Source organism: Aquabacterium sp. A7-Y, assembly GCF_026153205.1.
Taxonomy (GTDB): Bacteria; Pseudomonadota; Gammaproteobacteria; order Burkholderiales; family Burkholderiaceae_C; genus Caldimonas.
Genome location: NZ_JAPFBW010000026.1, coordinates 1 through 21,489 on the forward strand (window position 1 = coordinate 1; position 21,489 = coordinate 21,489).

Here is a 21,489-nt window from a genome sequence, read left to right on the forward strand (position 1 = left end):
ACGAGCTGACGGTCAGCCAGCGCGTAGATGAAGCGACTGACGGTCGGCAGTTTCAGCGCGGCATAGCCGGCTTCGGTGATTGCGTCGCTGCCGCGGCAGACGGCGTCAGCCCTTGAGGCAACGCGAAGCGCATCGACCAAGCCGGCAGGTGTGATCGCAAGGAAGACAAAGTTCGAACGATTCCGGTCGATCGGTCGCATTCGGTTCTCCGCCAGCGCATCCCGCCTCCGCGCAGTGCAGGTACATTCCCATGCGTGCCTGCGGACCACGATTTACAACTTCAAATGCCACCGCCGACGCTGACGCAACCCATTCCCAAAACAACGATCCTCCGCGCTGTCACACTGGCTGTTGCCATGTGGATCTCCTTCGTCCCGCTGCTATCGCAAGCCCAGCAGAGGCCGACCGTACCGGAGCGACACAGGCCTCGCATCGGCCTGGCACTGTCGGGCGGCGGCGCACGTGGGGCGGCCCACATCGGGGTCCTGAAGGTGCTCGAGGAACTGCGGGTCCCCGTGCACTGCGTGGCAGGAACCAGCATGGGCGCGGTCGTCGGTGGAGCGTATGCCGCGGGCAACACGGCGAAGGAGATGCAGCGGCTGATCCGGGAGACGGACTGGAGTGAGGTCTTCACCGACAGGCCGCCCCGGGGCGAGTTGTCGGCGCGACGCAAGGCCGATGACTACAAGGGCCTGTTCGCTCCCGAGTTCGGCCTGCGCGACCGCGAGATCCTGCTGCCGCGCGGGGTGGTGGCAGGCGTGAGCATCGAGAACTTTCTTCGCCATCTCGCCGCGCCCGCCGCGGGCATCGACGACTTCGATCGCCTCCCCATTCCGTACCGCGCCGTCGCTGCCGATATCGAATCCGGTCAGGAGGTGGTGCTCGGCAGCGGCAGCTTGCGACAGGCCATGCGCGCGAGCATGGCGATCCCAGGCGCCGTCTCGCCGGTCGAAATCGACGGCCGCCTGCTGGTCGATGGGGGCATCGCGAACAACCTGCCCATCGATCTGGTGCGGTCGACTTGTGCCGACGTGGTCATCGCGGTGAACATCTCCACGCCGCCGATGAAGCGCGAAGAGATCACCTCGGCGCTGAGTGTCGTCGGTCAGCTCGTGAACCTGCTCGGTAAAGAAAAGGTGGACCGCCAATTGGCCCAGCTCGGGGCAGGTGACGTGCTCGTGAAGCCCGAACTCGGCGACATCACGGCGGCCAGCTTCGAGCGGCAGCTCGAGGCCATCGCGATTGGCGAGCGCGCCGCGCGCGCCGTCGCCGGAGCCCTGGGACGCTACAGTCTGCCGGCCTCTGAATACGCAGCGCTGCGTGCCGCACAAGTGGCCCATCCGGAACCTCTGGGCAAAGTCGACGAGATCCAATTCGAAGGCATCGAACGCAGCAACCCCGAGGTGTTGTACGGCTTGATCCAGTCCCGCCCGGGGGAAGCGCTGGATGAAACGCAGCTGGCATCCGATCTGCGTCGCATCTATGGTCGCGGGGACTTCGAAGCGGTGGACTACCGCATCGACCAGCAGCCAGGGCGCCGCACGCTGGTGATTCCGGTGCGGGAGAAGTCCATCGGCCCCACTTACCTCCGTTTCGGCCTCGGGCTGGCCTCCGACTTGCACGACGGTGCGTCCTACAACGCACTCATCAGTTATCGCCGTACCTGGATGAATCGGGCCGGTGGCGAGTGGCTGGCCGAAGCGCAGATCGGCCGGGACAACTTTCTCTTCACCGAGTTCTACCAGCCGCTGGAGCGGCCTGGGCGGTACTTCATCGCGCCCTATACCAAGATTGGACAATCCATCTTCGGTGCCTTTGAAGGCGATCACCGCGTCGCCGAGTACCGAGTGCGGGACGCGCGTGTCGGCCTCGACCTGGGGCTCGTGCTCGGTACCTGGGGCGAGTTGCGCGCGGGACCCTTGTTGCGACAGGTGGACGCCAAGGTGTCTACCGGCAGCACGATCCTCCCCCGCATCGACGCACGCGTGCAGGGCTTCAGCGTTCAGTTGTTCGGCGACCGGCAAGACACTGCATGGATTCCGAGAACCGGACACCGGACGGCCGCGTCGCTATTCGTCGGGACCGAAATGGACGGCAGCCAGCACAGCTACCGTCGATTTGAAGGACTTTGGACAGGTGCCTACAGCCTGCAGCAGCACACGCTCGCAGCGACGCTCTCGGCAGGCGGTGCAGCAGGGGGCCGACTGCCGATCTACGAGGGCTTCACGCTGGGTGGCCCGCTGCGGCTGTCGGGCTACCGGATCGGCCAGTTTTTTGGCGAGCGTTTCGCCTTTGCCTCGCTGCGCTACTACAACCGGCTGGTGCAACTGCCGACACTGCTCGCGTCCGGTGTCTACATCGGCGGCTCGGCCGAGGCCGGGCGGGTCGACCGGCTCTACGCCAGCTCCGGGTCGACCGGCACGCTGTGGTCGGCCTCGGTCTATGCTGCGGCCGAAACCTTCCTCGGACCCGTCTACCTCGGGCTCGGCACGGGAGGTCGCGACCACTTTTCGCTGTACTTCCTGCTGGGACGGCCTTAATGGTCGGTTCGATCTCGGGCGCTGCAGGCAGATCGCGTCACGCGACGCCCGTGTTCAGGCGAAACAGCATGCCGTCGAGCACCCTGCGGTGATCCTGCCAGTGCCGCCCCGCCGTCTTCCGCGGCGACAACCGCGGGTCCAGCACCGTCCACGCCGCATCCGAACGTCATGCCGATGATCGGTCATCTCTCCCCTCCTCCGCTTCGTCGTCCATCCCCTGCTGCAGGGTAGACGCAGATGGCAGGTCTATCAAACGGACACTAGCGTTCGGCACGGTCCCGCTCGGCTCGGCAATCGAGTACGGGCCGAGGGTGCGGCGTTTTGCCGGGGCCCATGGCGCCTGCCCTCTTCCAATGCGAACGCCCTCCGCGAATACCGTGCCCGCTCGCCACAGTTTTGTGACACCGGGTGTCTGCCGGGCAGGTCTTCATTCCCTTCCCGAAGCTGCTGCCCTGCGTGGGCACATTGCGCATGTTCCGCACCGCATGACGGCCATGTGAAAGTCGGTCGATCAAGGACTCCAAAACCGTTGCATGCAGTTCCACAAGTCGCATTCGACGTCATTAACGAAGCGCCGATCCGAAATGCCGTTTCTACATTGCCTCGGGATGGAGTCGCTGTTGGGGAGGCTCCACAACACCCATGGAGGAGGAACCGTACATGGATTGGAAACACTCGTCCCTGCTTTCCATCGCGCTGGCGGCGATGGCCTGTCACTCGGCATTCGGCGAAACCGTCAATGCCCGCTTTCCGCGCCAGGCGGCGGATAGCAACAATCAGTTCATGCGCATGTTTCCCGATCTGCCACCTTTCGCGCGGCGAACCGACCGGGTGCGAGCCGCAGTGCAAGCCCTCGGCGCGAAGAATGGCCTGCTCGATGCGCAGGACAACCTGTCAGATCCGGTCCAGTCGATCACCAATCAACCGGTATTCAGCCCGCTGAACTTGGACAACCCGACGATGACGGCCGGCGTGACCTTTTTCGGACAGTTTCTGGACCACGACCTGACGCTGGACCTGCGATCCGAGTTGACGGAAAGGTCCGCTCCTCGCCGTACGGTGAACTTCCGCAGCCCCGCCTTCGATCTCGACTCGCTCTACGGCGAGGGCCCGGAGCGATCCTCCCACCTGTATGTGCAGTCCGACGTCGACATCAAGTTCAAGATCGACGCGATTCCCGGATCGGAATCGGTTTCGCGCAAGGGTGTGCAGCGCTTCGACCTGCCGCGTGACTCGCGTGGCGACGCCCTCATCGGCGACAGCCGCAACGACGAGAACGTCATCATCTCCCAGTTCCATGTGGCGATGCTGCGGTTTCACAATGCCGTCACCGACCACTTGCGAGCTCAGGAGTCGAACCAGGGCCTGTCGCCGCGGAAGTTGTTTTCTCGGGCACGCCGGATGGTCAGGTGGCACTACCAGTGGTGCATCCTGCACGAGTTCCTACCAGCCACGATAGGTCAGGAGCGCGTGGACCGGATCATGCGCGAGGGGCTCAGGTTCTATGACATCAACCGGGCGCGCCACCGGGACGACCGGGACGACAAGGACGACAAGGACGGAAGGGACGGAAGGGACGGCAGGGATGACAGAGACGACGAGGACGACGAGGTCACCCGGGACGACAGAGACCAGAGGAACCACAGGAACCACAGAAACCGCGGGAAGCACAGAGACCGCGACCCGCTGATCCCGATCGAGTTTTCCGTTGCGGCATACCGCTTCGGCCATTCCCAGATTCGGCCGAGCTATCGGGCGAACTTCGGGCGCGACGACACTCAGCAGTTCTTCGCGTTCATCTTCGACGAGAGGCTGGATCCGAACTCGGCCGATCCCCCCGATCTGCGCGGCGGCAAGCGTGCGGCCAGAAAATTCATCGACTGGCAAACCTTCTTCGATTTCGGCGACGGCAATTCGCGCAAGAACAAGCGCATCGACACGAAGATCTCGAGCGTGGTGATGGAACTGCCGGGCGCGCGTGCACCGGTTCCCGGCCTGCCTTCCGACGGCGTGCAGTCGCTGCCCTCTCGCAACATGATGCGCCACGTCAACTTCGGTCTGCCCTCGGGCCAGGCGATCGCACGCCACATGAATGTACCTGTGCTGTCGCCCGAGCAGCTGAAGGACCTCGCGCCGTATGACATGACCGAAAGCACGCCGCTGTGGTTCTACATCCTCAGGGAAGCGGACGTGATGGAAGATGGCCAACGCCTCGGTCCGGTCGGGGGGCTCATCGTGGGTGAAGTGTTCATCGGGCTGCTGAAGGCGGACGAGTCTTCGTTCCTGGCCAAGTCCCCCGATTGGAAACCAAACCTGCCATCGGCGGGCGGGCCGGGCACGTTCAAGATCACCGATCTGCTCAAGTTCGCCGGGGTGGTGCCGCCCTTGCAGTAATGGGTCTCGCTGTACCTGCAGGCCTCCGCCAGTGTGCCGAATCGGGAGTTCGTTGGAGCGGCATCGGCGGAGGCTGCAGTGCAGGTGAATCGTGCCGAGAACGGCCGCAGCCTGGGCGTGGCGCTCAGCCGGGTCGTGCGACCCGGCGAGCACCGCAACGACGGCGGCGGCCTTGAGCCATCCTGCGAACCGCAAGGAGACAGGACCATGCGCGCCATGCATGGTACTCAATGAGTCCATCATCAATGAGGGAGTCCCATGGGCATGCCGCTGGCAAGGAAGACCCTGGCTGAGTTCTTGGCCTGCGAAGAGCATCAGACTGAGAGACACGAATTCTTCCGAGGTGAAATCTTCGCCATAGTGGGCGGCACCGCCCGCCACAACCGCGTGGTCATGAACCTCGGCAGTCGCATCGCTGATCACCTGGACGGCAGCGGGTGCCAAGCGTTCACCGAGAGCATGAAGGTGCAAATCGCCGAGGGCATCCTCTATCCCGACGTGGTGGTGACGTGTGGCAAGGCTCTGGCTGGCGACGAGCAAATCATCGCCGACCCGAAGCTCATCATCGAGGTGCTGTCGCCGTCCACCAAGGGCTACGACAAGCGCGACAAGTTCATCCTCTACCGCTCGCTTCCATCGTTGCGCGAGTACGTTCTGATCGACCCTGCGGAGCAGCGTGTCGAGGTGTTCACCTTGGCCGATGCCGATGCGTGGACGCTGGTGGACCAGACCAAGGCCAACGATCTGACCCTGAGCAGCATCGACCTCAAGCTACCGATGGCATCGGCGTTCAAAGGCGTGGAGCAAGCGGCGTGACGACCAAGCCGGAGCAGAGCCAGCAGGCGTTCTTGCACGAGGCGAAGGCCACGTTGGGGCTGACCTGGGATGAGTTGGCCGAGCAGGCCGGCATTGCGCCGCGTGCGCTGAAGAACTACCGCATGCCCGATCGCTCCCAGAACCATCGGGGCATGCCCAGCCTGGCGCGACGTGCCGTTCAGCAGTTGCTCGATGCACACGCTCAGAAGAATCGCAGAAAGGCCGCTTGAAATGCGCGAGCGGCCGATCCTTGCATCGAAGACGAAACCGCGTCCCTAACGCTGAACCGGCGCCCTCCTGCCTGACACAGCTCGCTCGACCCAGCCGGAGAAAACAAGGCTCAGCGCACAGTTACACCGAGGCCGCGCCGGTATCCGAGAATTTCGCTTCAAACCATACAACAGGGATCCCCTATGGAATACTGGGTCGTGCCACACACCTCCCCCCCGGTGGTCGAGTGCCGCACCGGCGTGAACGAGCCTGCGAACGCGCTGGATCTGATCGCCGCCTGCGCTCAGCACGACACCGACCGTCTGCTCCTGCTGTCGACCGCCCTCCCGCCCGCCTTCTTCGAGCTTCGCACACGCTTCGCGGGCGACTTCATCCAGAAACTGATCAACTATCGTTTGCGGGTTGGCGGTGTTTTCGAATCGGACGATGCCTATCCCGAGAGGTTTCGGGAGTACCTTCTGGAGGCCCGTCACGGCCCGCAGTTCCGCGCGTTCTCCTCGCGGGAGGACGCACTGCAGTGGCTCTGTGCGAGGTGAGAGTCCGGTCTGCGGCCTGTCATCCCGGGACAACAGGCGCACGCTCTTCACGTCCTGCGCCCGCGCACAGCGCACGACCGCACTGAGCGCGGGCCCGGTTCTTCGCGCTCCACGGAGCCGCTGGTGTCGATGCTGACGCCGCAGGTTCGGCTCCGTGCTTGAATTGGCGGGCAAGACCGGTATGCCGGCCAGCGGCGATACGAATAGGCGGGCCCATCGGCCGGCCTCCCACACACGATGGGCTTGCCCACCTTGTATGTCGGCACGGCAGGCGTGTCTTTAAATGAGGGAAAACACCCGAGGGCCTGGGTTCGGGCCTGAGGCAGCATGGGCCCATGCCATCACGCTGGGCCCGGGTGGTCTTCAAGGAGGCGCCCCCTGACCGACGCACCCTAGGAAGATCGCCTGAATAAGCGCCTCCTCGCCGGCCCGGCTCAACCTTTATCGCCGAGCAGGTTCAGAACGACGATGGGCACGCGGGGCTGGGGCGGACGCTGCTCCAACGCGCCCCGCCGCCCCTGGGATTCATCACTTGTATAAAGCGGGCGGTGCTCCCGCAGGCGCAGCCCGAGGTGCTCGTCGAAACTGCCAGACGGACTGAGGTCGAGTAGTGATGAGCCTGGAGGCAGCAGATGCCTCCCAAGGTGCGCGAAGTGGTCTCTGTGCCCGATCGTCATGGCGCCCTCCACCACCAGACCGACGTTGTGAATGGAGCCGAGCGAGACAACATGACAGATCCAGCATTGACGGATATCGGGCTGCATGGAGCAGTAGCGGTGAACCTCGGTGCAGAAAGCTCGTATGTCCGGCAGCCCGATGCGCTGGTCCGCTGTGTTTGCCCTGGCATTCTGCGACGCCAGCAGCAAGGAGCTTCGTATCAGGTGAAGGGTCTCATACGAGAGCGCCGTGCCGTGACGGCCGTCCGTCACCGATAAGTCGAACTTTCGACAACGAGTCAAACCGAGCAAGACGGCTCCCGCGCAAGAAACAAATGAGTTTGCCGCGGTGGCGGACGCGTTTTCGGCGGCCTCTGCGGTGACATAGACCCGGAGCTTCGGAAAACCGTCCGGCTGGGTCTCGGCGTGCAGACTCAGGGTGTCCGTTCCGCGAACACCGACGCGTTGGTGCCCAGCCACCCAAAAGCGCTGAGCCGCGAAGCGGATCGGAAAATCAAAACCTAGGTGCCAACCCAAACGCTCTGCCTCCAGCCAGGCATGAGTAGCGATCAACAACGGATGAGGTGACATCGGCGTCCTCCTTGGCAGGAACAGAAGGATGGCTGTGCCCTCGCCCGCAAGGTGGCGAGTACCGGCGCGTCAGAGCCAGGCCCGTCAGACTACCCAGCCTTGCGTTCCGACGGCACCCGCCGTTTCGAGGGGGCAAGGAGAATCAAGCACTTGGCATTCGGGTCCACCTGTGGGGTGGACTATCGACTCAGCAAGTCCTTCACATGTGCGCGCAGATCTTCGACGATGAGGTCATCGGCTTAGCAAAGAATGCAAGACTGGCCAGGCTGCTCCTCAGGACGCGCTCATTCCCCAGAATGCCCCACCCAGGCCGACAGTTCCCTTGCAAGCGGGTTCACTTCCATCGAAAGGTGTTTCGCCACCGAGACACGATCCGCCGCCGTTCGTTGCTGCGACAAGAACCAATTGCCCTTCAGCGATCGGACCTCGATCTCGAATCCCACCAGCCTCTCGATCGAGGCGCTGATGAAATGCGGGTCGGCTTCCTCCAGCGACCAGGGGTGGACTCTGGAGGATTCTTGCTGCTTCACCAGCGCCTCGAGGTGGCGACGCAAAAAGCTGGCGTCGTCGACGATGTGAACCGGCCCTCGTGCTTCTGCCGCGACATAGTTCCAACCGGGCGCCACCGACCTGCTGCGCTGACCGTTCACGTACCACCTCGGCGAGATGTAGGCGTTGGGCCCCTGGAACAGCGCCACCACTTCGGGTGCTAGACGTGCACATTCCAGAAAGGGGTGACCGACGGGACAATGGCCTCTCAAGCGGTCCGGCTCGCCCTCGGCGCCCGGGACCAGATCGAGCGGGAACAAATGGACTTCCGGATGCGATCCCTGGGCTGTGATCAAGGCAGCGAGGGGCCATGCCTGCAGGAATCCACGCAAGGTGTCCTGGTCCTGCTGTGCGAACAAATCTCGAATGTGCATGCAGTGCAATCGTGCAAGTCGGTCACCACAGTATCTGCACCGGCTGCCACCGGGTCTTGAACGATTTGGCCACTGAACTCAGTGCTGCCAGGTCGGCGGCACGGCCTGCAGGCGTCGCGGCGTGAAGCCGCCGAACCGCCGGAACTCCCGGCAGAGGTGGGCCTGGTCGGCGTAGCCAACGATGCAGGCAAGGTCGGCGAGCGCTTGCTCGGGCCGGCGCTCCAGAAGCCGCATGGCGTGCTGGAACCGCAGCAGCCGCCCGAGCGTGACGAGCGGCATGCCGGCCAGCGCGAGGGCATGCCGACGACCGGACCGCGACCCGTCGGCCCGGTACGTCCCGAAAGCCACGTGCAGGGATTCGATGCGCTCAAGCGCCTGACGCTGCCAGGCCTGCAAAACAATGCCCTCGGCGAGTTGAACCGCCAGCCTCTGCAGCGCGATGACGGCGTCTTCAACCCGCGTCGCGGCGAGCAGTTCAGCCGTCCTCGGGCCGAGCCGCTGGCGAGCCGGCGCGTCCGGCACCCACCTGTTGCGCAGGGATCCGGCTTCCAGCCCCAGGCAGATCGCGCCCCACCCGAGCCGAAACCGCACACCTGCAAGAAAGTCGCCCGGGCGCACGGGACTGCGTGCCGCTCGATCGGTGGGTCCCACGATACGAAGACTTGAACCGCTGAGTGTCCCGTCGCTGCCCAGGTGCGCCCGCAGGAGCAGATCCATGCGGCCATCCGCCGGCACCAATTGCTCGCCCTCCCCTTGCACGGTATAGGTCCAGCAGGCCTCCACCGGCGGACACGACCACGTCGCAGCCTGGTGCTCCTGATAGTGGCCCAGAGCAGATCGAAGGAGCAGTGACATTCTTTGATACCCGAACAGCTGTGCCCATGCGCGGACTGGCAAGAGGAAACACCCGCAAGTATGGAACAACGCGTGCCGGTCGCTCACGCTGCGGGAGGCCGGCGGCGGGCCGAGGCGCCCACGTTCCCCGAAGAAGTGTGCCTTTGAGGCCACGCGGTCAACCGCCCGGCCTGCCCAGTCGCCGCGGCTGTGGGGTGGTCGCACCGCCGCTGCTAGGATCCGCGCAGCCGTGCCCTGCGACCGCCGCGGCGCGCCAGCCCCCTCCTCTGCCCGAAGCCGGAACCTTGAGCCGCACTCCAACCACGACAGCACGCCCGAAAGCCGCACAGCCGCCCCGTCGCTCAGGATCCCGAAAAGCACGGGACACCGCCCACCCCTCGCGACAAGCCGCCCGCATGAGCGGCATTGCGATGCTGGTCTTCCTCGGCATCTACCTCGCGGTGGCGCTGATGTGGTCGGTCCCGACCTGGCTGACGGCCGCCTACCTGGCCGCGAGCCTGGTCTGTTTCGTCACCTACGCACTGGACAAGCGCGCGGCCCAGGCCGGCTGCCGGAGGGTCCCCGAACGGACGCTGCACGTGATGGGCCTGGCCGGGGGCTGGCCCGGCGCCCTGCTGGCGCAGCAGTGGCTGCGGCACAAGTCGAGCAAGGTGTCCTTCCGCACGCGGTTCTGGGCCACGGTCGTCCTCAATGTCTCGGCTTTTGTGCTGCTGAACTCACCGTGGATGGCGGGTCTGGCGGGCTAGCACGCGCCTCGCCTTGAAGGCGATCGCCGGCCCGCAGGACGTCTCACATGCCGCCGTGCTGCTGGGCCCCGCCGCCCAGATCCACCATGGCGGGCGTCACCTCGGCAAAGCGCACCACCTTGCCACCATGGTCCGCGACAAAACGCCGCGCGTCGGCCTCGGCTAGAAAACTCGCGATGGTGGGCCCCATGGAGCCATGGCGCTTGCTGCCCGCGACATACCATGCGGCCTTTGCGTCGATCCAGTGGCCGCGAGGCTGGGCCCAGTCGGCGCGGCCCATGTCCTGGACGAAGACCGCCCGCACCGTGCGTACCTGCTCGGGCACCAGCAAGGTGCTGAACATCTCGACGGTGTCGCAGCAGAACACCGGTTTTGCCTGGCCGGCGTAATGGATCTGCGCCTTGGGGCCGGGATAGTCGGCCAGCAGCATGCCGTCCAGATCGCAGGTGGTGGCCGGGTCGATCTCGTGCGGCGTGACGGCGGCCGAGGCGACCTCGCGGTCGCAGCCGGCGAGCACGGTGGCGCTCAGGGCCGCGAGGAGCCAGGTTCGGCGGTTCATGTTCATGAGCGGAATCTCCAGGTCGCGAGGCCGAGCGGGGCGACGATCCAGGCGAGCATCGCCGCGCCGAGCAGCCAGGGGCTGGCGAGCGCGGGCGGCACGATGCTGCCCAGACCGTACTGCGTGCGCACGTCCTCGAGCGAAAACACGTTGAGGATGCGGAAAACGTCGGCGGGGTTCAGCAGCAGCAGGTAGGGAAATGCTTCGCCGCCCCAGCGCCCCCCGCCCAGCACCAGGGTCCCCAGCAGCAGCAGGTCGAACACCAGCACGAAAAAGAACCACAGCGCGATCGCCAGCCCGGAGGCGCGCGTGCGGTCGCGCGCCAGCACCGACACAGTCACCGCGAGGCTGAGGAAGGCCAGGCCCAGCAGCACCGAGCTGAGGACAAAACCGCCGTAGTGGTAGAGGCCGGCCCAGCCGAGCGGCTTGAACATCAGGGCGCCGACCAGGGCGAACCCCGCGAGCGTCGACAGCGTCAGCGCGGCCGCGAGCCCGAGATACTTGCCCAGCAGCAGCTCGAAGCGCGTGATCGGCAAGGCCAGCAGCAGGTCGAGCGAGCCGCGCTCGCGCTCGCCGACGATGGCGTCGAAACCCAGCAGCAGCGCGATCAGCGGGATCAGGTAGATCACCAGGCTGACCAGGCTGGCAATCGTGAACTCGATCGAACGGAAACCCACCGCGCCTTGCTGGGCACCGCCCAGGGTGGCGATCACGACCGAGAACGCCGTGAACACCAGCGCCACCGCGAGCACCCAGCGGTTGCGCATGCGGTCGCGGAACTCCTTGGCCGCCACCGTGGCGATCGGTTGCCATTCCATGCGTCGTCTCCTCAATGCGCCAGGCCAAAAAACACGTCTTCGAGCGAGGGCTCGGCGATGTGCACGTCCAGCACCCGGGCACCGAAGGCCGCCAGCGCCTGCAGCAAGGCCATCTTGGCGCCGCGTGGGCAGCGCAGGAGCAGGCCGTCGGAGGTGGGCTCGGGCCGGGCCGCGTCCGCCAGCAGGGGCAGCGCGCCGAGCGCCTGCGCGATGCCGGGCACATCGGCCGGCTCCAGCCGCAGGTGCACCATCAGCGGCATGGCCGCCTGCTCGCGCAGCGCCTGGACGCTGCCCAGGGCCAGCACGCGGCCGGCGGACAGGATGGCGAGCCGGTCGACGCGGTCCTGCAGCTCCGCCAGGATGTGCGAGGTCAGGATCATCGTCACGCCCTCGTCGCGCAAGCCGCGCAGCGTGGCATAGAAGTCGCGGATCGCCAGCGGGTCCAGTCCGGTGGTCGGCTCGTCGAGGAACAGCACGCGTGGCTTGCCGAGCAGCGCCTGCGCAAAACCGAGCCGCTGGCGCATGCCCTTGGAGTACTCGCGCACGGGCCGCGCGGCGGCCTGTGACAGGCCGACACGCTCCAGCGTGCTTTCGCACTCGCTCACAGGCACCCCCTTGAGCCGGGCGAAGAACCGCATCGTTTCGAGGCCGCTCAGGTTGTCGTAGAGCACCACGTTTTCCGGCAGGTAGCCCATGTGCCGGCGCGCGGCGCGGAAGCCGCGCCCGCTCACCGCCGCCCCGCCGACGTGGATCTCGCCCGCGGTGGGGGTGATGAGGCCCAGCATCATCTTGAACAGGGTGCTCTTGCCGGCGCCGTTGTGGCCGATCAGTCCGAACACCTCGCCACGCCGCACGCTGAGGTCCACGCCGTCGACGGCACGCACGGCCGGGTAGTGTTTGCTGACGCCGCGCAGCCGGATGGCGGGTGTGTCGTCGTCGGTCTCAATGCTGCTTGCCACGCCACTTGCTCCACGTCTTGTCACCCGGCTGCATGCGCGGGTTGGGATCCACCACACTGGGCACGCGCAGCACCGGGAACTGCTGGCCGACCAGCCGCAAGGCCTGCACGGCAGGGCTGGACAGCAGCAGCTTCAGGGTCGGGTGCTGCCAGCTCAGCCGGTCCACCAGGTCGTTCGCTTCATACGGCACGTCACCGCGGCCGTCGTCGCCACGGTCCCAGCCGAGATAGTTGCTCCAGTAGTTGCCGCGCTCGGTGCCCCAGTGCTCGTCACGCGCGCCCACGTAGCGCACCTGCTCGCGGTTGTCGATGAAGTCGTTGCCCTCGACCCGGTTGCGGGTCGAGCCGGCCGACAGGTGCACGCCGACCTCGTTGTCCAGCACCAGGTTGCCCTGCAAGGTGGTGTATTCGACGTCGTAGATGAAAAAGCCGCGTGCGTTGCCGGCCACGACGTTGTTCTCTATCGTGGCGTCCTGCAGGGTGCGCAGCATGATGCCGTGGTCCGAGTTGGCCCAGGCGCGGTTGTTGCGCACGATCTGATCGCGCACTTCCATCAGCGCCAGGCCGCCGCGGTTCCTCCAGCTGTCGTTGTCTTCCCACACGTTGTGGTACGAGTTCATGTAGTGGGTGCCGTAGCGGCTGTGGTGCAGCCTGTTGCCGCGGAACAGCGCATGGTGCGAGACGTCCACGTACAGCGCGTCGCGCACGAAGGCGATGCGGTTGCCGATGATGCGCGCGCCCCGGGTGTTGTAGAGCTGCACGCCGTTGCCGCGCTGGGAGGTGGCGTACTCGCGCTTGCCGGTGATGAGGTTGTGCTCCACACGCACGTCGTCGGCCTTCTCGATCCACAGGCCGAACAGGTTGTAGGTGAGGTCGCAGTGCCGCACCACGGCGCGATGGGCGCCCGGGCGGATGTAGATGCCGGCGTTCTGGTCCAGCAGGCTGTCGCCCGAGTCGCGCACGATCAGGCCTTCGATCACCACGTCGGGCGCGCTCACCCGGACCGTATCGCCACGCAGGCCGCCGCTGAGGGTGGGCCGTCCGACACCGCGCAAGGTCAGCGGCTTGGCGATCGTCAGGTTGCCGACGTAGAGGCCGCGCATCACCTCGACCACGTCGCCGGGCGCGGCGCGGTCGATCGCCGCCTGCACGGGGTCGCCCGGCTTGACGGTCCATGTCGCGGCACGCAGGCCCGCGGGCAAGGCGACCGCGGCACACAGCACCAGCCCCCCCAACAGGCGTCTTGCAGCGAAGGCTCGCATCACGCTCACCTCACACCGAAAGCAGCCCGAGGGCCTGGAGCGCCAGGAACAGCGCGGCGCCGATCAGCAGGTTCTTGAAACCCACATAGCTCAGCATGTCCATCACGCTCGCCTCGCGCCAGCGGTGCCCCCACCAGGGACCGTCCTTCACCAGGCGCTTGCCGTCCAGGCGGATCAGCACCTCATAGACACTCCACCCGAACCACCAGCCGATCAGGGCGCCCGGCGACAGGCGGCCCGCGGCCGCCAGCAGCCAGGCCTGGCTCGCCGCCAGTGCGAGGGTCAGGCCGGCCGTGTGCAGCACGCGGTGGCGCGTGAAACCCGCGAGGCTCCACGGCCAGAGGTGGTGCAGCAGCTCGGCACAGAGCCAGGCCGCCGTGCCGGACGGACGGGCATACGGCGGCGCGACCGGCGGGGTCGGCAGGCGTGGATCCACACCGGTGACGGCAGCTGGCGGAGGGGCGCGGTCCGCCGGCACCGGATGGATGGGGATGAAGTAGCCGTCGCGCCCGATGCGCGTCAGCGGCAGACCGGCACGCTCGCGCTGCTTGCGTTCCTTGGCCAGTGGCGGGCAGGCCGTGCTGTCGGTGTAGAGCACCATGCAGTCCAGGCAGTGCAGGCACTCCCGGTGGTCGATGCGGCCGTGCAGGTCGATGGCCTGGGCGCCGCAGCCGACCGCGCAGGCCTTGCAACGGTTGCAGTCCGGCTTGCGGCTCAGCCCGAACCAGCGGAAGGTGCTGGGCATCGCGAGGGCACCGCCCAGCGGGCACAGGTATTTGCAGAACGGCCGCTCGATGAAAAGGGACAGGCCCAGCAGCGTCGCGGTGAACAAGGTATAGGGCCAGGCGCGGTTGAACAGGCCGACCAGGAAGGTGGTCTTGAACGGCTCCACCTCGGCGAGCATCTCCGCCAGTCCCATCGAGAACATCGACACGGTCAGCAAGCCGAAAAACACGCCGTACTTGACCCACTTCAGCCGGTCGTGCCAGCGCTGCGGCAGCTTGAACTGCCAGCGCTTGAGGCCGATGGCGCGGGCCACCTTGTGGAGGATCTCCTGCAGCGAGCCGAAGGGGCACATCCAGCCGCAGAACAGCCCGCGGCCCCAGACGAAGACCGTGATGACGATGAAGATCCAGAACAGGAAGATGAAAGGATCGCTCAGGAACAGCGACCACCGCCACTGGAACAGCAGGGCGTGGAACCACGTCAGCACCTGGGTGATGGAGGGCTGCGCCATCGCGCCGAAGCCCACGAACACCACGCTCAGGACCCAGGCGGTGTACTTGAAGCCGTTGACCGGCCACTTGTTCTTGTGCGTGGCACGGCGGGTCAGCTTGTCGCGCAGCGCATAGACCACCGCCACCGCGACCAGGAGGGCGGCAAACAGCGCGATCTCGACGGCGCGCGCCTTCCACACCCGCATCCAGGGCGCGTCCACGGTCAGCGCCTCGGGGCGTCCGCCTTCCAGTGCGGCCTCAGGCAACCAGTAGGCGGCGTCGAAGTTGGCGAAGCTGCGCGTGCCGGTGGCCGGGTCCACGCGGTTGCCGAGGAAGCTGAGTTTCCACGGATAGGCCGGCGAGAACGCTGCCGAGCGCACGATGAAGATGGCCGACTCGGTGAACCTCGGCGCCCCCGCGGCCTCCAGGCCGTACAGGTTCAGATAGTCCAGGTCGCGGAAGGTGAAGGCGTCGGACTCCTGGCGCAGCTGGATGCGGTCGTAGATGCCGCCTCGCACGAATCCCGAGCCCTTGAACGATTCCGCACCCGCGGTCCGGATCACGAACAGCGCGTGTTCCTTGTCCTTGAGTTGCGAACGCAGGTTCGCGAAGCCGCTGTCGCCCAGCAGGCTGCGGCCGATGTCCGGGTGGTTGAGGTCCCCGAACCAGAGTTCGATGAAGGGCGTGTCGCCGCGTGGCAGGCCGACCTGCTCCGGCTGCACCACGAGGCGCTGCACGGCGCCTTGCTCGACCAGCGTGGCCCAGTCGCTGCGCTGGCCGGTGACACGAAAGCGCGCCGGCTCGCGTTGCGTCGGGGCGAGGATGCCGACCTGGCGCGCCACCGCGGCGCCCGACATCGTCAGCACCTGGTTCTGCGCGATCACCGTGACGGTCGCGCCCGAGATCGCGTCCACTCCGAGCACACCTTCGTCCGGGCGCGACTGGCCGACCTCGATCTTGTCCGCCACCGACTTGCCGAGGTACTGGTCGTTGAAGCGGACCAGCGCCTCCTCCGGGATGCCCAGCAGCAGGATAGGTTCGGAATGCTTGAGCACCTTGACGCCGACAAAACGGCCCGCCGTGTCCATGCCGATCAGCGTCACCACCGGTTTGCCGGAATAGGCCGGCGTGTCGGTGATGTCGGTGGACAGCATCACGTAGCCCAACAGCTTGCGCGTGCCGCTCCTGTCGGCCTCGGCATAGGCTTCGACATAGGGGGGCTGGCCCTTGCGCGCCGAGAAGGCCTTGGCGCCGGGGAACACCTCGGCACAGGACACCAGCGCGCACAGGTCTTGGGCCGCGTTCAGATCGGCCGGCAGCTTGGCTTCGTAGGCGGTCGCATGCGCGGGAAGGCTGGCGAGCAGGCACAGCACGACCCAGCAGGCGGCAAGGACTCGGAACAGGGGTGTCATGGTTTGATCCAGCCCGTGCGGCGACGCTGCCGCCGCACGGGGCACGGCCCGGGAAGGCTTCAGGCCTCGACGATCATCCGCGTGCGCATCTCCAGGTGGAGCGCATGGCAGAAGTGGGTGCAGTAGCACCAGAACACGCCGGGCTGGTCGGCGACGAAGGTCACCGAGGCCGTCTCCAGCGGATTGACGATGAAGTTCACGTTGTACTTGGGGATCGCGAAGCCGTGTGTCAGGTCCTCGACCTTGTCCAGGTTGGTGAGGATCAGCGTCACCTCGTCGCCCTTCTTCACGGTGAACTCGCGCAGGCTGAAGGCCGGTGCCTGCGAGGTCATCTTGACGGTCACCTTCCTGCCGTTGCGGACCACACCCGACTCCTTCGGGTCCTTCACGGCCAGCGGGAAGTCGTCCAGCGCGTAGACCTGCTTCGGGCGCAGCAGCTCACGCTTGAAGATGATGAAGTCGTGCGGTTCGCCGCGCACCGGGTGGTCGCCGGCCAGGGCCATCTTCTCGCCGGAGATGTCGATGAGCTGCTCGTTCTCGGGATGCAAGGGGCCCACCGGGAGGAAGCGGTCCTTCGAGAACTTGCAACCCACGGCGAGCCACTTGCCGTCGGCCGCCACGGTTTCGGACTGGGAGGCGTTGACGTGGCCCGGCTGGTACTGCACGTCGATGCGGTCCAGCACGTACTTGGCGGTCTTGTCGCCGGCATGGAACTTGATGGCCGCCTCGATGTTCCACTTCACCACCTGGCTGTCCAGGAACAGCGTCGTGTAGCCATTGCCGCGGCCGTCGAAGGCGGTATGCAGCGGGCCGAGCCCGAGTTCCACCTCGGCCACGATGGCCTGGTCGACCTTCTCCAGCTTGCCGTCGAACCAGTCCAGCACCTTGGCCAGCTCGATCACGGTGCCGGTGGGCGACAGCTTGCCGGCGCAGATGAAGTACTTGCCGTCGGGGCTGGCGTTGACCCCGTGCGGATTTTTGGGAACGCTGACATAAGCGGTCAGCGCCGTCTTCGGATCGGCATTGGCTGCGCGCGTGCCGTCCACCACCGGCACCTTGGAGCTGCCGATGGTGCGGAACTTGCCGTCCTTCACCGCCTGCTCGATGCGGGCGATGTTGAAGAACAGGCAGGCGTCGCGCTCGGCGGACATCATGTCCTCGAAGTGCACGCCGCTTTCGACGTTGTACTGGTTGGTGGCTGCCAGCTTGCCGTCATAGGAGGTGGCAGTGAGGTCGCAGTTGCCGTCGATCAGCACCTGCCAGCGGACCTCCATGGTTTCCGCATCCACGCAGGTGAACATCGAGCGGTACTGTTCCGCCTTGTCCGTGGCCTGGCCCTGGTTGGGCAGCGGGATCTGGAACTCGGCGCCGCAGAAGACCCGCGTCGTGTAGTTGATGGCCGGGTCGACCGGGTCACGCTTGTCGGGGAAGATGCCGTGAAAGCCCTGCACGTTGGGCAGCTCGGTGATCTTGTCGCAGACGAAGTAGTCGAGCCGGATGCGCGCCAGGCGGCTGTTGATCTTGTCGTTGATCCAGGCGTACCGGCCGTCGTAGTTGCCGTCCTTGTAGGAGGCATGCACGTGGTGGCTGTCGCCGACGGTATAGCGCAGGCTGCCGTCGGGCTTGGTGCCCATGATCTTCTTGGACTCGTTGGTGATGCCCCAGCCCACCAGCGCATCCGGCACGAAGCAGGGAATGCGCAGGATCTCACGGCCCGACGGCAGGCCCAGCACGCGCATGTCGCCGGTGTGGCCGCCGCTCCAGAGGCCGTAATAGGTGTCCAGCTCGCCGGGCTTCAGGTGGGTGGCGCTCGCCTCCCCGGACGCTGCGTGGGGGGCCGCTGCGGCGGCCGGCGAGGCGGCCTTGGTCTTGTCGGTGCAGGCGGCGATACCCGCGAGGCTGGCCAGCGCAGCGGTATTCAGGAAGCGGCGGCGACCAGCGACCGGCGCGGTGTCATTCGGCGATTGTTTGCCTTGGCTCATGTTGCGATCCTCAGGACGGTTCCGGCAGCCTTGAAAGGCGGGCTCCGGTTTTGCTTGGATAGTCATCCGGGCTGAATGGTCGGCAATCTCGCCCTCCCGCGGCTTGACGCCAATCAACTTCTTCTGAAAAGTGCAGCCTCTCTGCACCTTTTGATTTACGTCATGCCACGGGCTGAGGGGCACTCCTAGACTTCGCCAGCCATTAGTCCTGGAGTTGCACGATGAACAAACGATTGCTGGTCTCGGTGCTTGCCCTTGCGGCGCTTGCCGCCTGCGGCCAGAAGGAATCCGAAGCGCCTGCACCTGCGGCGGCGCCGGCTGCGACTGCAGCCCCCGCAGCGGCGGTCCCCGCGGTCGCCGAGAACGCGGTGGGCAAGAAGATCTACGGCAATGTCTGCGCGATGTGCCACGCGGCCGGCGTTGCCGGCGCCCCCAAGCCGGGCGACCAGGCCGACTGGAGCGCCCGCGTCGGCCAGGGCAAGGACCTGGTGTACAAACACGCCATCGAAGGGTTCACCGGCGCGAAGGGCATGATGCCCGCTCGCGGCGGCAGCGCGTCGTTGACCGATGAGGAGGTCAAGGCCGCGGTCGACTACATGATCGCGTTCACGCGCTGAGCCGCGGAGTCGACGCTCATGTCCACCCGATCCGACATCCCGGTGAACACGCGTCGCCGCAGCCTGGTGGCGGGTCTGCCGCTGCTGGTCTGCGGGCTCGGACTCGGCGACGCGGCGGCAGCGCGGCCCGCCCTGCTGCGCGACTCGCGCGCGCTGATGGGCACCCGGGTCGACATCACCGTGGCCGCAGCGGACCCGGCACTGCGGCGCCACGCCGTCGAGCTGGCCTGGCGCGAGATGGAACGCCTGGTGGAGATGATGAGCCACTGGCGCCCGACCAGCGTCGTCAGTGCCGTCAACCTGGCCGCCGGCCTGCAGCCCGTACCGGTCCCGCCGGAGCTGATGCGCGTCCTGAAGATGGCGCAGCGGGAGTCGCAGCGAAGCGGCGGTGCCTTCGACATCACGGTGGGCTCGGTGCGAGGCTGGTCCTTCGATCCCCATCAGCCGGCGCTGCCGTCGCGAGAGGCCATCGTCAAGCAGCTGCCGCTGGTCGATTTCCGCCGCTTGCATCTGGACGAGAAGGCCGGAACCGCTTTTCTGGCGACGCGTGGCATGCGCATCGACGTCGGTGGCATCGCCAAGCTGCCGATCCTCGAAGCCGGTATGGAGACGCTGAAGCGCCACGGCATCGCCAGCGCGATGATCAACGGCGGCGGCGACGTGGTCGTGGCCGGCCCGCTCGACGGCCGTCCGTGGCGCATCGGCGTGCGTGATCCGCGCGCGCCGCAGCGCCTGCTCGGCATACTGCCGGTCAGCCAGGGTTTTGTGGTCTCCTCGGGAGACTACGAACGTTTTTTCATGCGCGACGGCCGGCGTCTGCACCATGTCCTCGACCCGGCCACAGGGTGTCCGACACAAGGGCTGCGCGGGGTGACACTGGTGGCCCGCGACCTGGAATCGGTCAACGGACTGGGAGCGACCCTGATGGTGCGCGGCGCGGCGGCCGGGCACGAACGGATGCGCCGGCATGCGGGGCTGGAGGGGCTGTGGGTCGAGGCCGACGGAAGGACCTGGATCTCACCCGGGCTCGCCGGGCGCATGGTCGCGGCGGGCTGACCTCGCGGGTCCGCCGGATCGGCGGGTCACGCGGCGCCCGGCCCTCCACGGCCGCGGATCTCGCGCACCCCTCGCCCGAGCTTGCGCCGCAGCAGCGTGCGCAAGGTCACGCCGTCGGCATACCCCACCTCGGCCGCGATCGCGTCGACGCTGTCGCGGCTGGTCTGCAGGCGGTGCACGGCGCGCTCGATGCGCAGGTCCTGGAAGTAGGACAGAGGGGTCTTGCCCAGCACGCGATGGAGCCGGCGCGCCAGCGTGCGTTCACTGGTGCCGATGGCCCGGGCAGCATCCGACAGCGAAAAACCCAAGGCCATGCGGCCACGTGCCCAGTGCTCGAAACGCTCGATCAGCGGGTCGGCATGCGCAAGGTGGTCGGCAATGATGTAGGGGCCTTGCGAGGGTCGCGCGTCGATCATCAGGTAGCGGGCCACCAGGGCAGCGGCCGCCGGACTGGCTTGCCGCAGCAGCCAGAGCGCGAGATCCGCGTGAGCGAAGGCGGCGCCCGCCGTCACGACGGCGCCCGAAGGAACCAGCATGCGCGACTCGTCCAGCTCGACCTGCGGATGCAGGCGGCGGAACAGCGGCGCCAGCCACCAGGTGGTGGTCGCCTTGTGCCCGTCGAGTGCGCCGGACGCTGCGAGCAGGAAGGTGCCGGTGCACGCGGCCGCCAGACGGGCTCCCGTCGCACCACGCTGGGCGAGCAGTTGCACGGCGTCGCGGACATCGCGGCGATCGAGCGCCGCGCCCAGGGTCTCGGGGGTCTTGCTGCCCAGCGCGGGCGCGATCAGCACGTCGGGCGAGCCGCTGTCGGCCGGCTCGACCGGCACGACAAAGCCACGGTCGGTGCGCACGCGCCGCCTCACCCCGACCACACGGACCCGCAGCGGCAGCTCGCCCGGCTGCAGCTCGTTGGCGGTGCCGAACACGTCGAGCACCGCGCTCAGGCCGGTATCGAAGACGCCGTCCAGCGCCAGAACGTCAATTTGCATGATGGCAGGAACCGTACCATAAATGTCGATCCTGCCAACAGGTCCGTCACGGCTGCGAATCTACTTCGCTCTGCCCACTTTCGGGTGTCACAGCAAGGAGCAAGTCATGACGGTTCACAAGGCCCTGTTGGGGCGAACCGCTGCTGCTGGCGCCTCACCATGGCCTGCGGGTCTCGCGCACGTGTTCGAGACGGGTGTCGCCGATGCCGCGAAAGACGACGGCTTTCATGCTGGATGTCCCCGGGGTTGCCATGACAAGGCAGCGGGCACGCGAGGGGCCGGGCGCTGCCGGCCCCTCGGACAGGCTCAGTGGAGCTGCTTGTTCGGTTGC

The 21,489-nt window shown here is 66.6% G+C and carries 19 protein-coding genes; 8 read left to right on the forward strand and 11 right to left on the reverse strand.

Annotation, left to right across the window (positions count from 1 at the left end):
- Window positions 1-200, reverse strand: a 200-nt coding sequence (locus tag OOT46_RS21385; protein WP_265405661.1) for a hypothetical protein, incomplete at its 3' end; no start/stop codon positions are given.
- A 156-nt stretch (window positions 201-356) separates the two neighbouring features.
- Here OOT46_RS21385 and OOT46_RS21390 point away from each other — a divergent pair.
- The 5 genes from OOT46_RS21390 to OOT46_RS21410 all read left to right on the forward strand — a co-directional run bounded on the left by OOT46_RS21390 (window position 357) and on the right by OOT46_RS21410 (window position 6,517).
- Entirely contained in the window at window positions 357-2,540 is a 2,184-nt protein-coding gene (locus tag OOT46_RS21390; RefSeq protein WP_265405752.1) for a patatin-like phospholipase family protein, read from the forward strand.
- Between the two features lie 660 nt (window positions 2,541-3,200).
- Complete coding sequence (locus tag OOT46_RS21395) at window positions 3,201-4,934, forward strand: peroxidase family protein (RefSeq protein ID WP_265405662.1); 1,734 nt, start codon at window positions 3,201-3,203, stop codon at window positions 4,932-4,934.
- A 258-nt stretch (window positions 4,935-5,192) separates the two neighbouring features.
- Window positions 5,193-5,750 (forward strand): Uma2 family endonuclease, encoded by a 558-nt coding sequence (locus tag OOT46_RS21400; protein ID WP_265405663.1) that lies wholly within the window; start codon window positions 5,193-5,195, stop codon window positions 5,748-5,750.
- Window positions 5,747-5,980: a hypothetical protein gene (locus OOT46_RS21405; protein ID WP_265405664.1), complete on the forward strand. Its 234-nt coding sequence runs from the start codon at window positions 5,747-5,749 to the stop codon at window positions 5,978-5,980. Before OOT46_RS21400 ends, OOT46_RS21405 begins: the two co-directional genes overlap by 4 nt.
- A gap of 183 nt (window positions 5,981-6,163) precedes the next feature.
- A complete protein-coding gene (locus OOT46_RS21410) occupies window positions 6,164-6,517 on the forward strand; it encodes a DUF4180 domain-containing protein (RefSeq protein WP_265405665.1) in 354 nt (117 codons plus the stop codon).
- 434 nt (window positions 6,518-6,951) lie between these two features.
- Here OOT46_RS21410 and OOT46_RS21415 read toward each other — a convergent pair whose 3' ends face one another.
- The 3 genes from OOT46_RS21415 to OOT46_RS21425 all read right to left on the reverse strand — a co-directional run bounded on the left by OOT46_RS21415 (window position 6,952) and on the right by OOT46_RS21425 (window position 9,404).
- Complete coding sequence (locus OOT46_RS21415) at window positions 6,952-7,764, reverse strand: hypothetical protein (protein WP_265405666.1); 813 nt, start codon at window positions 7,762-7,764, stop codon at window positions 6,952-6,954.
- A gap of 284 nt (window positions 7,765-8,048) precedes the next feature.
- Entirely contained in the window at window positions 8,049-8,687 is a 639-nt protein-coding gene (locus tag OOT46_RS21420; RefSeq protein WP_265405667.1) for an FMN-binding negative transcriptional regulator, read from the reverse strand.
- A gap of 78 nt (window positions 8,688-8,765) precedes the next feature.
- Complete coding sequence (locus tag OOT46_RS21425) at window positions 8,766-9,404, reverse strand: helix-turn-helix domain-containing protein (protein ID WP_265405668.1); 639 nt, start codon at window positions 9,402-9,404, stop codon at window positions 8,766-8,768.
- A 533-nt stretch (window positions 9,405-9,937) separates the two neighbouring features.
- Between OOT46_RS21425 and OOT46_RS21430 the strand changes: the two genes are divergently transcribed.
- Window positions 9,938-10,288 (forward strand): DUF1294 domain-containing protein, encoded by a 351-nt coding sequence (locus OOT46_RS21430; protein WP_265405669.1) that lies wholly within the window; start codon window positions 9,938-9,940, stop codon window positions 10,286-10,288.
- Between the two features lie 43 nt (window positions 10,289-10,331).
- Here OOT46_RS21430 and OOT46_RS21435 read toward each other — a convergent pair whose 3' ends face one another.
- The 6 genes from OOT46_RS21435 to nosZ are packed head-to-tail and all read right to left on the reverse strand — an operon-like array spanning window position 10,332 to window position 18,496.
- On the reverse strand, window positions 10,332-10,853 hold the full coding sequence (locus tag OOT46_RS21435) for a nitrous oxide reductase accessory protein NosL (RefSeq protein WP_265405670.1): 522 nt from the start codon (window positions 10,851-10,853) through the stop codon (window positions 10,332-10,334).
- Entirely contained in the window at window positions 10,850-11,665 is an 816-nt protein-coding gene (locus tag OOT46_RS21440) for an ABC transporter permease (protein WP_265405671.1), read from the reverse strand. Before OOT46_RS21440 ends, OOT46_RS21435 begins: the two co-directional genes overlap by 4 nt.
- 11 nt (window positions 11,666-11,676) lie before the next feature.
- Entirely contained in the window at window positions 11,677-12,624 is a 948-nt protein-coding gene (locus OOT46_RS21445; RefSeq protein ID WP_265405672.1) for an ABC transporter ATP-binding protein, read from the reverse strand.
- A complete protein-coding gene (locus tag OOT46_RS21450; RefSeq protein WP_265405673.1) occupies window positions 12,608-13,885 on the reverse strand; it encodes a nitrous oxide reductase family maturation protein NosD in 1,278 nt (425 codons plus the stop codon). Before OOT46_RS21450 ends, OOT46_RS21445 begins: the two co-directional genes overlap by 17 nt.
- 10 nt (window positions 13,886-13,895) lie before the next feature.
- The gene (locus tag OOT46_RS21455; RefSeq protein ID WP_265405674.1) at window positions 13,896-16,514 is read right to left on the reverse strand and encodes a NosR/NirI family protein; all 2,619 of its coding nucleotides are present in this window, start codon (window positions 16,512-16,514) and stop codon (window positions 13,896-13,898) included.
- Window positions 16,515-16,573: 59 nt separating this feature from the next.
- The gene (gene nosZ / locus OOT46_RS21460; RefSeq protein WP_265405675.1) at window positions 16,574-18,496 is read right to left on the reverse strand and encodes a TAT-dependent nitrous-oxide reductase; all 1,923 of its coding nucleotides are present in this window, start codon (window positions 18,494-18,496) and stop codon (window positions 16,574-16,576) included.
- A 221-nt stretch (window positions 18,497-18,717) separates the two neighbouring features.
- Between nosZ and OOT46_RS21465 the strand changes: the two genes are divergently transcribed.
- Both OOT46_RS21465 and OOT46_RS21470 read left to right on the forward strand, forming a co-directional pair.
- Window positions 18,718-19,113: a c-type cytochrome gene (locus OOT46_RS21465; protein WP_265405676.1), complete on the forward strand. Its 396-nt coding sequence runs from the start codon at window positions 18,718-18,720 to the stop codon at window positions 19,111-19,113.
- A gap of 18 nt (window positions 19,114-19,131) precedes the next feature.
- Window positions 19,132-20,169, forward strand: a complete 1,038-nt coding sequence (locus OOT46_RS21470; protein WP_265405677.1) for an FAD:protein FMN transferase — start codon at window positions 19,132-19,134, stop codon at window positions 20,167-20,169.
- 26 nt (window positions 20,170-20,195) lie between these two features.
- Here OOT46_RS21470 and OOT46_RS21475 read toward each other — a convergent pair whose 3' ends face one another.
- Complete coding sequence (locus OOT46_RS21475) at window positions 20,196-21,158, reverse strand: GlxA family transcriptional regulator (RefSeq protein ID WP_265405678.1); 963 nt, start codon at window positions 21,156-21,158, stop codon at window positions 20,196-20,198.
- Window positions 21,159-21,489: the final 331 nt, after the last annotated feature.

Coding starts and splice junctions, on each gene's coding strand:
- OOT46_RS21395 (WP_265405662.1), top strand. CDS start 3,201: ATGGATTGGAAACACTCGTCCCTGCTTTCCATCGCGCTGGCGGCGATG.
- OOT46_RS21400 (WP_265405663.1), top strand. CDS start 5,193: ATGGGCATGCCGCTGGCAAGGAAGACCCTGGCTGAGTTCTTGGCCTGC.
- OOT46_RS21455 (WP_265405674.1), bottom strand. CDS start 16,514: ATGACACCCCTGTTCCGAGTCCTTGCCGCCTGCTGGGTCGTGCTGTGC.
- OOT46_RS21475 (WP_265405678.1), bottom strand. CDS start 21,158: ATGCAAATTGACGTTCTGGCGCTGGACGGCGTCTTCGATACCGGCCTG.
- OOT46_RS21450 (WP_265405673.1), bottom strand. CDS start 13,885: ATGCGAGCCTTCGCTGCAAGACGCCTGTTGGGGGGGCTGGTGCTGTGT.
- OOT46_RS21410 (WP_265405665.1), top strand. CDS start 6,164: ATGGAATACTGGGTCGTGCCACACACCTCCCCCCCGGTGGTCGAGTGC.
- OOT46_RS21390 (WP_265405752.1), top strand. CDS start 357: ATGTGGATCTCCTTCGTCCCGCTGCTATCGCAAGCCCAGCAGAGGCCG.
- OOT46_RS21470 (WP_265405677.1), top strand. CDS start 19,132: ATGTCCACCCGATCCGACATCCCGGTGAACACGCGTCGCCGCAGCCTG.
- OOT46_RS21430 (WP_265405669.1), top strand. CDS start 9,938: ATGAGCGGCATTGCGATGCTGGTCTTCCTCGGCATCTACCTCGCGGTG.
- OOT46_RS21420 (WP_265405667.1), bottom strand. CDS start 8,687: ATGCACATTCGAGATTTGTTCGCACAGCAGGACCAGGACACCTTGCGT.
- OOT46_RS21465 (WP_265405676.1), top strand. CDS start 18,718: ATGAACAAACGATTGCTGGTCTCGGTGCTTGCCCTTGCGGCGCTTGCC.
- OOT46_RS21435 (WP_265405670.1), bottom strand. CDS start 10,853: ATGAACATGAACCGCCGAACCTGGCTCCTCGCGGCCCTGAGCGCCACC.
- OOT46_RS21425 (WP_265405668.1), bottom strand. CDS start 9,404: ATGGATCTGCTCCTGCGGGCGCACCTGGGCAGCGACGGGACACTCAGC.
- OOT46_RS21440 (WP_265405671.1), bottom strand. CDS start 11,665: ATGGAATGGCAACCGATCGCCACGGTGGCGGCCAAGGAGTTCCGCGAC.
- nosZ (WP_265405675.1), bottom strand. CDS start 18,496: ATGAGCCAAGGCAAACAATCGCCGAATGACACCGCGCCGGTCGCTGGT.
- OOT46_RS21415 (WP_265405666.1), bottom strand. CDS start 7,764: ATGTCACCTCATCCGTTGTTGATCGCTACTCATGCCTGGCTGGAGGCA.